Genomic DNA, 12376 nt, shown 5'->3' with positions numbered 1-12376 from the left:
GACGATGACGGCATACAAGCGCCTGTTTTCTTCGTGGGCGATCAGGAATACCGCGATCAAGAATCGCGTTGTGTTTCCCCCAACGTGCCCCACGTGGGTTCATGGTGGGGTGCTCACCGACATGGCGACCAACTACTACAGGGAGCGTGCAAGAGGCGGGGTCGGCCTGATCATCATTGGCGCGACCCATGTACATCCCACGTCGCTTGCTGCTCCGCTGCAAACTCCGCAGCTCTTTAACGACGCCAATATCGAGCCGCTTAAGAAGATCGCCGACGTTGTGCACGCCGAAGGCGCGAAGCTTGCGATCCAGCTGTGGCATTCAGGCGTGCGCGGAACTCCCGCGCCGAAGATGCAGCCGGAGGCGGATTTCGACAACACGTGGTATTCGCTCTCGCCCAGCCAGGTCCCGCTCGGTGAGTACCCTGGTGGCATCACGCCAAAGGCAATGGATGAGGGAGAAATCGAGGAGATTATTGCTGCGTACGGAACCGCAGCGCAGCGTGCGATTGCGGCCGGCCTTGACGGTGTCGAATTTCATATGAGCCACGGCTATTTGCCCTGGCAATTCCTTTCGCCGTTGTACAACAAGCGTACGGATCGTTGGGGAGGGTCGTTCGAAAACCGCCTGCGTTTTCCCGTTGAAGCCATGGGCGCGATCCGCAAGGCGATCGGTAGTGCGCCGTTCATGGGCTATCGCATTAACTCAACCTCCTTTTGGCCCGGCGACCTCGAACTCGAGGACGTTCTCAAGATTGTGCCCGCGCTCGAGAGTCAAGCTGACTTGGACTATGTCAGCGTCTCCGCGGGTGTGCATCATACGTTCATTCATACGCCGATGCATTTCGAGGGCGGTTGGGAGCGCGATCTCGCCGGCTCGATCCGCAAGGTATCCAACAAGCCTGTGCTTTTGGTTGGCCGAATCACGACGCCGCAAGTCGCCGAAGAACTGCTGGCTGCGGGTTCGGGCGACGCGATCTGTCTGGCGCGGCAGCTGTTCACAGATCCCGAATGGGCCAACAAGGCAAGGGAGGGGCGCGAGGACGACATCAGGCGTTGCGTCGCCGCCAACCTGTGCTGGAAACAGGCGGCAACGGGACAGCGGGTGCAATGCGTCTACAATCCAACGATCGGTCGCGAGGGGGCGTGGGGCGAGGGCACCCTTATTCGCGTCGCCAAGCCCCAGAAGATTGTGGTCATCGGCGGAGGCCCCGCGGGTCTGGAGTACGGACGCGTCGCTGCGGCACGAGGACACGAGGTCGTGCTCTACGAAAAGGAAGCAGAAACAGGTGGCCACGTGCGGTTGCAGTCGCTGCTTCCCGATCGGTCGGAGTTCAACAGTATCGCAACGTGGCTAAGTGGCCAGGCTCAGAAGAACGGAGCGGTGATCAAGCGCGGGGTTGAGATAACCGGCGATAATATCGACGACATCATTTCTGCCGAAAAGCCGGGCCATGTTGTTGTGGCGACGGGTGCCAGCGTCTGCGTGGACGGCTTTCAGGGATGGACCGGTGCGGCGCTGCCTGGCTGGGAATCAGCCAATTGCGTGGGGTGGGACGCAATCGTAACGGGCCAGGTCAAACCACGCGGCGAGGTCCTCGTGATCGACGATATCTCCAATGCCATCGCGCCGTTGACGGCGGTCAAGATGAGGCTGCAGGGCGTCGACACGGTGCGGATGGTCAGTCGTTGGCCGATGATCGGCATGGATACGCTGTATGACGTCTACCACGACTGGATTCTGCCCAAAATCTTCGAGACCAATGTCGAATCGATCGTGAACCATGCGGTGGCGAGCATCGACGGTAACAAGGTTACAATCCAGAACGTCCACTTCGGCAAGCAAACGAGGACGGTGAGGGCGGACACCATCGTGATGGTCACAGGCCGCCGATCCGAAAATGCGTTGCACGGGTTGTTGATGGAGCGCGGCATAAGCGTCGAGACCATCGGCGATGCAGTTGCGCCTCGCGGAACCTACGAGGCGGTCTACGAAGGGCATCGCGCCGGCCGGCGGCTCTAGGGAAAATGTGCAGTCGGCGTGGGACGCCGACCGCTCGTACGCCCCCGACCCGAAACGATTGCGCGAGGCCAGCCATGAATCAATTGGCGTTGGTTTTCCTGAACGGCATTACTCTTGCGTCTCTGTATTTTCTCGTCGCGACGGGTTTCAGTCTGACATTCGGCCTGATGCGGACAGTCAACCTGGCGCACGGTTCGTTCTATCTGCTAGGCGGCTACGTCGGATACACTGTCTCCGAACAGACCGGGTCATGGGTTCTCGGAGCGCTGGGAGGCGGCGCAGCCGCAGCGTTGGGCAGCCTGCTGCTTCATCAGCTTCTGCTGGCTCGCTACGACGGGCAGACGTTGCGGCAGGCCCTCGCATCGATCGCAGTCTCGACGATTGTTGCAGACCAGATGCTGGCGGCCTGGGGCGCGGAGACCTACCAGATCGAACCCCCGCCTCAGCTTGACTGGACGATCGTCCTGTCTCCGATCGGTGGTTATTCATTCCTTCGCGTCAGCACTCTTCTTCTTGCTGTGGTGGCTGCGATCCTACTGTGGCTTTTGCTCGTCCGCACCCGGCTCGGGATGATGATCAGAGCCGGAGTCGACGATTCCTCCATAGTGCGTGCGCTCGGCGTTCCCATCCTTTCCGTGTTTGCCTTCGCAGCGGCGCTGGCCGGCGCGATGGCTGGGATTGCGGGCGTGGTCTGCGGGTCCGTGCTGTCGCTCGCACCGGGGGACGATACCCACTTTCTGTTGATGTCCTTGATTGTCGTCATCATCGGCGGGGTCGGTCGCCTCTCGGGCGCGGCAATCGGCGCTCTGTTGGTTGGTCTTCTAGAGCAGTTTGGCCTCGCATATCTTCCGACCTATAGCGTCGTGCTGACCTTTGCCCTGATGGTTGCGGTTCTTGCGATCCGACCGGATGGCATTCGTGGTTCGCGAGGTGTTGCATGATGGCAAGCAGAAATCTGGGCGCTGCCATCGCGGCCTGCGGGTTGATGATCGTTCTGCCAGGCTTCCTGTCTCCGTTCTGGCTCACTCAGATTGCGATCCAGTCGCTCTGCCTGGGCATGGTTGCTGCAAGCTTGTCCTTCCTGATGCGCTACAGCGGACAGCTTTCGTTGGCGCAGACCAGTGTCGCCGGCGTTGCATCCTATGCCCTTGCCTACCTGGGGCCGAACGATGTCAACCTCGGCCCGGGGTGGAGCATGGTTGCAGCCGTTCCGGCCGCATTCGTGATCTCAATCCTCTATTCGGGAGCCGTCGGTACGCTTGCCGCGCGCACGCGCGGTGTGAACTGCCTGATGATCACCTTGGCCATCGGCATGTCGGTTTTCTATCTGGCGCGGCAGAACTACTCGATCTTCGGTGGATTCAGGGGGATATCAATCGGACATCCCCAGCTGCTCGGCCTGGCGTTCAACGACGGAATCCCATTTTACTACCTGTGCCTCGCGATCGTGATCGTATCCTGCGTTCTGGTCGCCTACCTCGAGGAAACTCCGCTCGGTCTGGCGCTGCGGGCCGTAGGGTCCAGTCCAGAACGAACCGAAGCGGACGGTTACAGCGTGGGCGTGCTGAAGGTGGTCGCTGCGATGCTCGCGGGCGCGCTGGCCAGTTGCGGCGGCATTCTGCTGTTGTGGTATCACGCGCGGATATCGCCAGGGGCGATCGGTGTTTCCAGTATCATCGGCACTCTCATCGTCGCAGTGCTCGGCGGCATTCAGCGACCGATCAATGCCTTCCTTGGTGCGTTTCTCTACGTGCTCCTCGACAACTACGCGATCGATCTGGCGGGCAGTGAGCGATTCCAGACCTTGGTGGGGTCCATCTTCCTCGCCGTGGTCGTCCTGTCGCCCAACGGCGTCGCTGGGCTGCTGGTTTGGCCACGCGATGGGACAAAGGCGCTGGCGAGAGTGAAGCACTGTCGTTGCGCCGCACGCAAAGAGCGCATCGGAGGCCCATCAAGCATCGGACAATAACCGTCAACTACAAGTGAGGGAGGAAGTCATGAGAAAATACAATTATAAGTTGTTAGTCGGTTCGTTAGTCGCGCTTGGGGTGAGTGGCGCCTCCGCGGAGGACAGGAAGCCGATCAAGGTTGGCGTAGTTGCGACACTCAGCGGGGCGTTTGCCGCACTCGGGCAAGAGGCGATGCGGGGTGTGGAACAGGCGATGGCCGAGGCGAATGGCAGCGTCAGTGGACATCCGATCGTGCTTACGAAGGCGTCGTCGGATGCAACGCCGGATTCCGCGGTATCTGCGGTGCGAAAGCTCGTGGAAAGCGACGGCGTCGATCTGGTCGTCGGTCCGCTTTCGGGCGACGAGGGTATCGCGGTCAAGGAATACGCGAAATCGCACCCTAACGTCACGTTCGTTAACGGCACGTCGGCCGCGCAGGACACCACGCTGCGAAATCCAGCGTCGAACTTTTTTCGGTTTTCGGGCGATGGCGCTCAATGGATGGCGGGACTGGGACGCTACGCTTTCACCGAAAAGGGATATCGGCGAGTTGCCGTTGTCGCCGAGGATTATTCGTTCCCCTACACGCAGGTATTCGGCTTCATGACCGAGTTCTGTGCGCTCGGGGGGCATGTGGTGTCCAAGTCGTGGGTGCCGATTGGGCAGAAGGACTACAGTTCGGTCGTGGCATCGCTACCCCGCGATATCGACGCCTTGTTCGTGGGGTTGTCGGGCGCAGATGCGGTGAACTTTCTCACGCAGATGCAGCAGGGCGGAATTGAAAAGCCGATGATCGCAGGCACTTTCACTGCGGATCAAACCATTCTCGGCGCGAAGGGGCGCTTCAAGAAATACTTCATCGGCACGCCGTCGGCCAGCCCGGTGGCCGACGGACTGGACAGCAAGGGGTGGGACGACTATGCGGCGACCTATAAGGCCAAATTTCCGGACGGTCTGGGCTCTCCTTCGCTTGCTGCCTACACCTACTATCTGAATACGCACGCCCTGCTCGACGGCCTCAGCCGGGTGGATGGCGATCTTGCGGATGGCCACGTGAAACTCAACGCGGTCCTGGCGAAGCTGAACTTTGATGCGCCGACGGGCGGTGACGTCCATCTCGACGCCAACAGACAGGCAATCACCGACAACTTTGTGACCGAGGTTTACGAGCGCAGTCCAGGCCTGCTCGTCAACCACGTGGTACGGCGGATCAAGGGGGTGAACCAGACCCTCGGCATGGAGCCTGCCAAGTTCATCGCAATGGGACCAGCATCGCGGGACAATCCGTCGTGTCCATGACGGGTGGGCGGCAGCGCTACGCGCTCGAGTTCGAGGCCGTCCGCAAGTCCTTTGGCGCGCTTGCGGTGCTGAACGGCGTCACGCTTGCGATCAAACCCGGAGAACGCCATGGGCTCATTGGCGTCAATGGTGCTGGTAAGTCCACCTTGTTTGCGCTCGCTGCAGGCGTGCTGAAACCGACGGGAGGGGTCATTCGTGTGTTCGGAGCCGATGTCGCTGGGCTGGCGGCACACGAGAGAGTACGGCTCGGGCTGCGGCGCACCTTCCAGACCTCGAACGTCGTCGGTAATCTATCGGTACTCGACAATGCGGCGCTGGCGGTGCTGGGAGCATCGGCGGAGCGTCTATCCGTTCGCCGCCGCCTGACCAGCAGTGCCCGTACAGAAGCACGGGCGCTGATCAGTCGGTTGGGCCTCGCGTCGGTCGCCGGCCGTGGGGCCGATACGCTGTCCCATGGCGAGAAGCGGCAGCTGGAGATCGCGTGTGCGCTTGCTGGCAATCCAAAGATCATCCTACTCGACGAACCTGCGGCCGGTCTGTCGGCAGCGGAACGGGCCGAACTGCGCGAAATCCTGACCGGCCTCGACTGCACCCTCACCTTGGTGATGATCGAGCACGATATGGAGTTCGCACTTGGGTTTTCCGACCGGGTCACTCTGCTCCATAATGGGCGCGTCGTCGCGCAGGGTACGTCCGCGGAAATAAGCCGCAATGCGGATGTCCACGCGATCTACATGGGAGCGTACAATGGGAGCTAGTCTCAGCGTGCGCGACATCACGGTTCAGTTCGGCTCTGCCATGGTGTTGGATGGTGTCAGCCTCAATTGCGTGACCAAGCCGCTGGCGCTTGTTGGCCGGAACGGAGTCGGCAAGACCACATTGTGCAAAGCGATCATGGGATTGGTCGGCATCGCAGCCGGCACGATCGAACTTGATGGGCGGCGCGTCGATGGTCGCAGGCCGGAGCAGGTCGCTGCAAGAGGCATCGGATATGTGCCGCAAGGGCGCCGCATCTTCGGTTCGCTCACGGTCGAAGAGAATCTGTTGGTCGTTTCGCCGCGTGCGGCCGAGCCCTACACGCTTGAACGCATATGGGAGCGATTTCCCAGGTTGAGCGAGCGGCGAACGAATCTCGGAACACAGCTGTCGGGTGGCGAGCAGCAGATGCTGGCGATCGCACGCGCGCTTCGCACCAACCCGAAAATGCTGATCATGGACGAGCCCACGGAAGGGGTCGCGCCAATCTTCGTCGATCAACTTGTCAGCTTGATCGCCGACATTTGCCGAACCGGCATCGGCCTCTTGCTGGTCGAGCAGAACCTTCGCGTAGCTGCGGCGATTGCAGAACTGGCCCTGGTGATGGTCAACGGAAGGATAGTGATGCAAACGCCGACCTCGTCGCTTCTGGATGATGAGATGGCACAAAGAACATTTTTGGGCCTTTAAGCCTTCGGGTGCCAAACTCGGAACCTGCCGCGCCGGGACCCTGGGCGGAAGGTCCGATTGCCGTTGGGAGAAACCCATGGCCTCCCGAACTCATCTCAGTTTCCTGAGCGTGTGAGTGCGGCGTTGCTACGTATCTGCCGATCACGCAGAGATAACAGAACGGACGCGGTCTCCGACTAATCCCTGGGCATCCCGATTTTCGGATGAAGCTGGTCTTTACGAACAAGATCTACCAAGGTCGCAAGATCTTCACCGTCGGAAACGTTGCTGTCCGTAAGTGCCGAACACTCCTGGGTACAGGCCGTCTGTGCGTGCTTTTACGTGCGTTGGATGCTCCATGCGTTCGATTTAGCCTTGTCGGAAGGCGTACCGTCGAGCGTTCGAGGTAGTTGGGTTCAGTCATTCACAAGCCGTTCTTCCTGTTCTGATCGCTCTTGGACGGCATTCCGCTGCTGAGCTTGACCTTGTTGTATCGTCTATGAGATAGACTTCTAGACGTCTGATTTGGTTGACAAATTGAGCTAGCCGCGGGGGAGTAGTACTTGGTCAAGGCCGCAAAGCGGGCACGGGGTCGTCCGATAGGGTCATCGGATCAGGAACCGAAGCGCCAAGAGTTTGTGGTCGCAGTTATGAAGGCGATTGCTGAGCATGGGTACAAGGACGTTACCGTCGCGACCATTTGTGAGGCGGCCGGTTTCTCGCGTGGCCTAATCGGACATTATTTTCCCAGCAAAGACGCATTGCTGCTTCACGCGGTGGCAGAGGTTGCCAAGGATTTCGAGCAAGCGACGAGAGCGGCTGCTGAAGCCGCGGGCCACGATCCCTTGGACCGATTGCATGCTGTCGTCGCTGCATGCTTTCGCGCGCCGGTTTTCACGCCCGAAAGAGTGTTGGTTTGGGTGGCCCTCGCCAATACCTCGCATTGGTCGCCCGAACTCGCCGAGATTTATCGAAAGGCGTACCGTCCTTACCGCCGGGGGCTGGCTCGTCTCATGACGCGAGCAGGCGCCTCGCGTGGCTTGAAAATCAACCCGGAGCGTCTCGCAATCACCCTTACTCAGTTGACTGAAGGGCTTTGGTCAGGCTGGGCTGCCGATCCAAAGACAGTTTCAGCTGCCGAGGGAGAGGCGGCGTGCCATGATTTGCTCAATGCGTTCTTTTCCTCGACGCGTTCAAATTCCTAACCCGGCCAGAGCATCGCTCTCCTCGTCGTTCAGCGGCGCTTCTTGGCCGAACGCAGATCGATCGCGCCGACAAGAGTCTTCGGGTCAAGCCCGGGCGCAAAGATTTGTGCTTTGTTGATCTTTTCGGTGGCTGTGACGGGCAAGTGATCCAAGAACAGAATCCACCCCGGAGCCTTGTAGTAGGCGAGTTGTTCATTGCAGTAATCCAAAATGCTTTGGGCGAGCTCACGGTCGGCCTTGCATCCGGGGGTTGGCACAATGCAGGCAAAAATCTCTTCACCGGTTCGCTCGTCGGAAACGCCTACGATGGCGATCTGCGAGATGCTCGGATGCTGGCACAACACGGTTTCCACCTCGGTTGCCGCAATGTTTTCGCCGGACCTTCGGATCATGTTCTTTCGACGATCGACGAAATAGATCATCCCGCTCTTATCTTGCCGGACGACGTCGCCTGAATGCCACCAACCGCCGCGCCATCCGGCTTCGGTCGCGGCTGCATCATCAAGATACCCAGCAAAAAATCCCTTTCGAGGGTTCTCGCCAGCGAGGCGAACGACAAGCTCCCCCTCCGTATCCGACGGCACATCGCGGTCGAACTCATCGACCACCTTTACTTCCAGCGGCGCAATTGGTCGTCCGATCGCGCGCGCGCCAACTGGCCTCGGCTCGTGATCGTTCGTCGTCCAACGACCGACCTCGGTCATGCCCCACACCTCCAGGTGAGGTATTCCAAACCGTTCTTCAAACGCGCCGTGTATGGCGGGCTCGAGGCCCGCGCCGAAACCAAACCGGACCTGATGCCGGCGCTCGTCGGCAGATTTCTCCAACGCGACCAGAGCTTGTGGCACAGCGCCGATGTAGTGAACGATTGTTGCCCGGCTGCTCGTTACTTCGCGCCACCATCGCTTTGCCGAAAAATGCTCGGGACGGACTACGCAACCCTGCGACAGGAGCATCGGCATCAATGCAACGACGCCAGCGTGCACGTGGAAGACAGGCATCGGATTGAATAGGCGATCGCGGCCTGGTTCGATCGAGAAGCGGCCGCCGGCTTGTGCCAGCGTAAAGAACCATTCACCAGCGGAGAGCCAGTAGTCATTTGTGACCAGGCATCCCTTGGGACGGCCGGTGGTTCCCGATGTGTAGAAAACGCCAGCCTCGGTATCTCGGTCTAGTCTGCCAGATATTGAGCGCTTCACTGGTGGGGGAAGGCGGTTTGGCGTTTGGTCGGACGAGATGACAATGAACTGACCAGCCAACTCCGCGGCGACCGCTGTCATTCGATCAACATGGTGCCGTAAAACAACAGCCAGGACGACGCCGCTATGCTGCATCTGATACAGCAGTTCGGCATGCCGGTGATCAGGATTGACAGGTACAACACTGGCGCCAACAGCATTAAGTGCCAGCAGGTGAAGGTAGTAATCGGGTCTGTTCTCAAGAAGCAAGGCAACTCGATGCCCGAGCCCATATCCGGCCTGCCTATAATTATCAGCGAGGGTGACGACCCGTTCCAGGGTCGCGCCGTATGTCCATTCAAAGCCTTCCGGCGCGTAAGAAGTACCCTCAGGGACACATACGAAGGCGTTATCGGGCGCGGCCGTAGCACTGGCCTCAAACGCTTCGAATACTGTTCTGGCCACCTGCACGGATATCCCTGTGTTTCTCAACGCACTTACGCCGCATCTGACGTCACCGCAAACCACGCAATTTGGGCCGTAGCGGTTCCCCGGCGGCTTTGGTTGGCCATCCTAGGTCAGCAAAACGGAAACGCAATAATATTTTTGTTGAACGTTCGACAAATTATGCCATTGTGCGCCTTGTAATCAAAAATCGTCAGGCGGGAGGTGCAGGGAATGCTGAGGAGGTGGATAGGCGCATTGTTGTTTGTTCTTGCGCCAGCGGTGGCGCAGGCTGGTGCAGACACGCCGGTGAAGATCGGTGTCCTCGGTGACCAGTCTTCGGTTTATTCCGCCGCAGGCGGCAGGGGCAGCGTTGAGGCCGCAAAGCTCGCCGCAGAAGATGCCGGGCTCGTGCTTGGTAAGCCGGTCGAAATCGTCTCGGCGGATTTTCAGTTGAAGGTCGACGTCGGCGTAGCCATTGCGAGGAAGTGGTACGACGAAGAGAACGTCGACACGATCATCGATGTGCCATTCTCGGGCTTGGCGCTGGCCATTGCCGACATGACCAGGTCGAAGAAGAAGCTGGCGCTGTTCAATGCGGCCGCAAGCTCGGAGCTGACGGGTGCAAAATGCTCACCCTACGTCGCGCAGTGGACCTACGATACCTACTCGCTGGGGCACGGTCCGACGACCGGCCTTGTGGGTCGAGGCGAAAATTCGTGGTTCTTTGTAACGAACGATACCGTATTTGGCAGCAGCCTCGAGGGTGATGCATCGACGGCGGTTAAATCTGCGGGCGGCAAGGTCGTTGGTTCGGTACGGACCCCGACGGGGACCACAGACTTTTCTTCGTTTTTGCTCCAGGCTCAGTCTTCCAAGGCAAAGGTGATCGGCCTTGTCGAGGCCGGTGCGGATCTCGCGACCGTTCTGAAGCAGGGCGAAGAGTTTGGTCTTAAGGCACAGGGGCAGCGCTTCGCTGCGCTGATGGCCACCATCGATGCGATCCATGGTGTCGGGCTCAAGGATGCTCAAGGGATCATCGTTGCTGAAGCGTTCTACTGGGACCAGAACGACGAAACACGCGCTTTTGCCAAGCGGTTCTATGATCGGATGAAGGTCATGCCGACCCAAGTGCAGGCCGGAGCTTACAGCGTCGTCAATCACTACCTGAAGGCCGTCAAGGCGGTGGGCTCCAAGGATCCTGACAAGGTGATGGCGAAGATGCGGGAAATGCCGATCAACGATTTCATGTCGCACAATGCAAAGTTAAGAGCGGATGGCCGAGTTCTCCGCGATCTGTACCTGTTTGAAGTCAAGTCGCCCAAGGAATCGAAAGGCGAGTGGGACTACTACAAGCAGATTGCCGTGATCCCGGCGGACAAGGCGGTTCGGCCACTCGATCAGGGCGGTTGCCCCCTGGTCGGGCAGTAATCCCGGATTAGACACGTGCCCAAAGCAGCTTTCGACCACGGTGAACTCGATCTCTTTCGCACGAGCGTCCGGCGCTTCCTTGCGGAAGAGGTCGTTCCAAACGCAGACGCGTGGCGTACCAGAGGCTACATTGATCGAGAGCTTTGGCGGAAGGCGGGCTCCCTTGGCTTGCTTTGCGCCAGCAGCCCGGAAGAATACGGCGGCGGCGGTGGCAATTTTTGGCACGAGGCCGTCATCATCGAGGAACTGGCTCGGATTGCATTCCCAGACTTCAGCATTCCCTTGCAGAATGTAATTCTGGCGCCGTATTTCGTGCAGTACGGAACAGAAGAGCAGAAGCGACGCTGGCTGCCACAGATGGCAAGGGGAGATCTGGTCGCCGCGCTAGCCATGAGCGAGCCGGGCGCAGGTTCAGATGTGAGAGCCATTCGGACCCACGCGCGCCGTGATGGAAATGACTACATCGTTAACGGCCAGAAGACCTTTATCACGCATGGGCACACGGCCGATCTGATTTGTCTCGCCGTGAAGACTGATACGAGCGATAGCAACGGTGTTCGCGGCTTTAGCCTTTTGGTTGTCGAAACCGAAAAGACCGTGGGATTCCGCCGTGGCCGCCGGCTGGACAAGGTCGGTCTCAAGGCGCAGGACACGGCCGAGCTATTCTTTGATGAAGCCCGTGTGCCGGTCGACAATCTGCTGGGCGGTGTCGAAGGGCGCGGCTTCTATCAATTGATGGAGCAGCTGGCCAAGGAGCGCATCAATATCGCGATGCAGGCGCTCGCGCTCAGCGAGGCTGCCCTTGCAGAGACAATCGCCTACGTGAAGGAGCGGGAAGTCTTCGGCAAGCGCCTGATGGAATTCCAGAACACCCGAATGGTCCTGGCCGAAGCGAAGACCGCGGCGTCGGTAACCCGCACTTTCGTCGAAAGCTGCATCGAACGGCTGATCGCCGGAACACTCGATCCGGAATCTGCCGCAATGGCGAAATGGTGGGCGACTGATAAGCAGTGCGAGACTATCGACAACTGCATGCAGCTGCACGGCGGTTACGGCTATATGCTGGAATATCCCATCGCCAGGATGTGGAGCGATGGACGCATCCAGAAGATTTGGGGCGGCTCCAACGAAGTCATGAAGGAGCTCATTGCGCGGACCCTTTGAGGGCCCGTTGCACATTGATCGTTGTGAGGACTTGCTGGGCCGCGGGCTTAAGCGCCGAGAAGCATACTTATCACTGCTGGAGTGAACTATGAGCCTTTACGCCAAATACGAATGTCTAACGGTCGAGGTCGCCGACAAAGTCGCGATAGTGACCCTGAATCGGCCGCAGGCACGCAACGCGATCAATCAGAAGCTGATCCGCGAGTTGCGCACGATCTGGGACGACCTTGCCGACGATCACGCCGTCAATGTCGTGGT

At 59.4% G+C, this 12376-nt stretch carries 11 protein-coding genes; 10 read left to right on the top strand and 1 reads right to left on the bottom strand.

Annotation, left to right across the window (positions count from 1 at the left end; genetic code table 11):
- Positions 1–4 precede the first annotated feature (4 nt).
- From JQ586_RS12185 to JQ586_RS12155, 7 genes are all read left to right on the top strand, one after another.
- Complete coding sequence (locus JQ586_RS12185; protein ID WP_212394805.1) at positions 5–2023, top strand: FAD-dependent oxidoreductase; 2019 nt, start codon at positions 5–7, stop codon at positions 2021–2023.
- 74 nt (positions 2024–2097) lie between these two features.
- Positions 2098–2964, top strand: coding sequence for a branched-chain amino acid ABC transporter permease (locus JQ586_RS12180; RefSeq protein ID WP_212394804.1), 867 nt, complete (start codon positions 2098–2100; stop codon positions 2962–2964).
- Positions 2961–3992, top strand: coding sequence for a branched-chain amino acid ABC transporter permease (locus JQ586_RS12175; protein ID WP_212394803.1), 1032 nt, complete (start codon positions 2961–2963; stop codon positions 3990–3992). Before JQ586_RS12180 ends, JQ586_RS12175 begins: the two co-directional genes overlap by 4 nt.
- Positions 3993–4020: 28 nt before the next feature.
- Positions 4021–5271: an ABC transporter substrate-binding protein gene (locus JQ586_RS12170; RefSeq protein WP_212394802.1), complete on the top strand. Its 1251-nt coding sequence runs from the start codon at positions 4021–4023 to the stop codon at positions 5269–5271.
- Positions 5268–6029, top strand: a complete 762-nt coding sequence (locus tag JQ586_RS12165) for an ABC transporter ATP-binding protein (protein ID WP_249147519.1) — start codon at positions 5268–5270, stop codon at positions 6027–6029. The genes JQ586_RS12170 and JQ586_RS12165 overlap by 4 nt, the downstream gene beginning before the upstream one ends.
- 7 nt (positions 6030–6036) lie before the next feature.
- Complete coding sequence (locus tag JQ586_RS12160) at positions 6037–6717, top strand: ABC transporter ATP-binding protein (protein ID WP_312016957.1); 681 nt, start codon at positions 6037–6039, stop codon at positions 6715–6717.
- 542 nt (positions 6718–7259) lie between these two features.
- A complete protein-coding gene (locus JQ586_RS12155) occupies positions 7260–7901 on the top strand; it encodes a TetR family transcriptional regulator C-terminal domain-containing protein (protein ID WP_212394799.1) in 642 nt (213 codons plus the stop codon).
- Between the two features lie 29 nt (positions 7902–7930).
- Here JQ586_RS12155 and JQ586_RS12150 read toward each other — a convergent pair whose 3' ends face one another.
- Positions 7931–9544, bottom strand: a complete 1614-nt coding sequence (locus JQ586_RS12150) for an AMP-binding protein (RefSeq protein ID WP_212394798.1) — start codon at positions 9542–9544, stop codon at positions 7931–7933.
- Between the two features lie 237 nt (positions 9545–9781).
- Here JQ586_RS12150 and JQ586_RS12145 point away from each other — a divergent pair, with 237 nt between their 5' ends.
- The 3 genes from JQ586_RS12145 to JQ586_RS41105 form a co-directional block, all read left to right on the top strand.
- The gene (locus JQ586_RS12145; protein ID WP_312016956.1) at positions 9782–10954 is read left to right on the top strand and encodes an ABC transporter substrate-binding protein; all 1173 of its coding nucleotides are present in this window, start codon (positions 9782–9784) and stop codon (positions 10952–10954) included.
- A 15-nt stretch (positions 10955–10969) separates the two neighbouring features.
- Entirely contained in the window at positions 10970–12118 is a 1149-nt protein-coding gene (locus tag JQ586_RS12140; RefSeq protein WP_212394796.1) for an acyl-CoA dehydrogenase family protein, read from the top strand.
- 88 nt (positions 12119–12206) lie between these two features.
- Positions 12207–12376 (top strand): enoyl-CoA hydratase/isomerase family protein (locus JQ586_RS41105; RefSeq protein ID WP_283815441.1); only part of this gene is annotated, 170 nt, incomplete at its 3' end.

Origin of the sequence: Bradyrhizobium jicamae (genome assembly GCF_018130215.1) — a bacterium.
GTDB lineage: Bacteria > Pseudomonadota > Alphaproteobacteria > Rhizobiales > Xanthobacteraceae > Bradyrhizobium > Bradyrhizobium jicamae_A.
The sequence above is the reverse complement of the archived record's forward strand: the minus strand, read 5'-3'. Positions and strand labels throughout refer to the sequence as shown.

What these genes read in the sequence shown, in the direction of transcription:
- JQ586_RS12185 (WP_212394805.1), top strand. Translation starts at nt 5, where the DNA reads ATGACGGCATACAAGCGCCTGTTTTCTTCGTGGGCGATCAGGAATACC.
- JQ586_RS12165 (WP_249147519.1), top strand. Translation starts at nt 5,268, where the DNA reads ATGACGGGTGGGCGGCAGCGCTACGCGCTCGAGTTCGAGGCCGTCCGC.
- JQ586_RS12180 (WP_212394804.1), top strand. Translation starts at nt 2,098, where the DNA reads ATGAATCAATTGGCGTTGGTTTTCCTGAACGGCATTACTCTTGCGTCT.
- JQ586_RS12170 (WP_212394802.1), top strand. Translation starts at nt 4,021, where the DNA reads ATGAGAAAATACAATTATAAGTTGTTAGTCGGTTCGTTAGTCGCGCTT.
- JQ586_RS12175 (WP_212394803.1), top strand. Translation starts at nt 2,961, where the DNA reads ATGATGGCAAGCAGAAATCTGGGCGCTGCCATCGCGGCCTGCGGGTTG.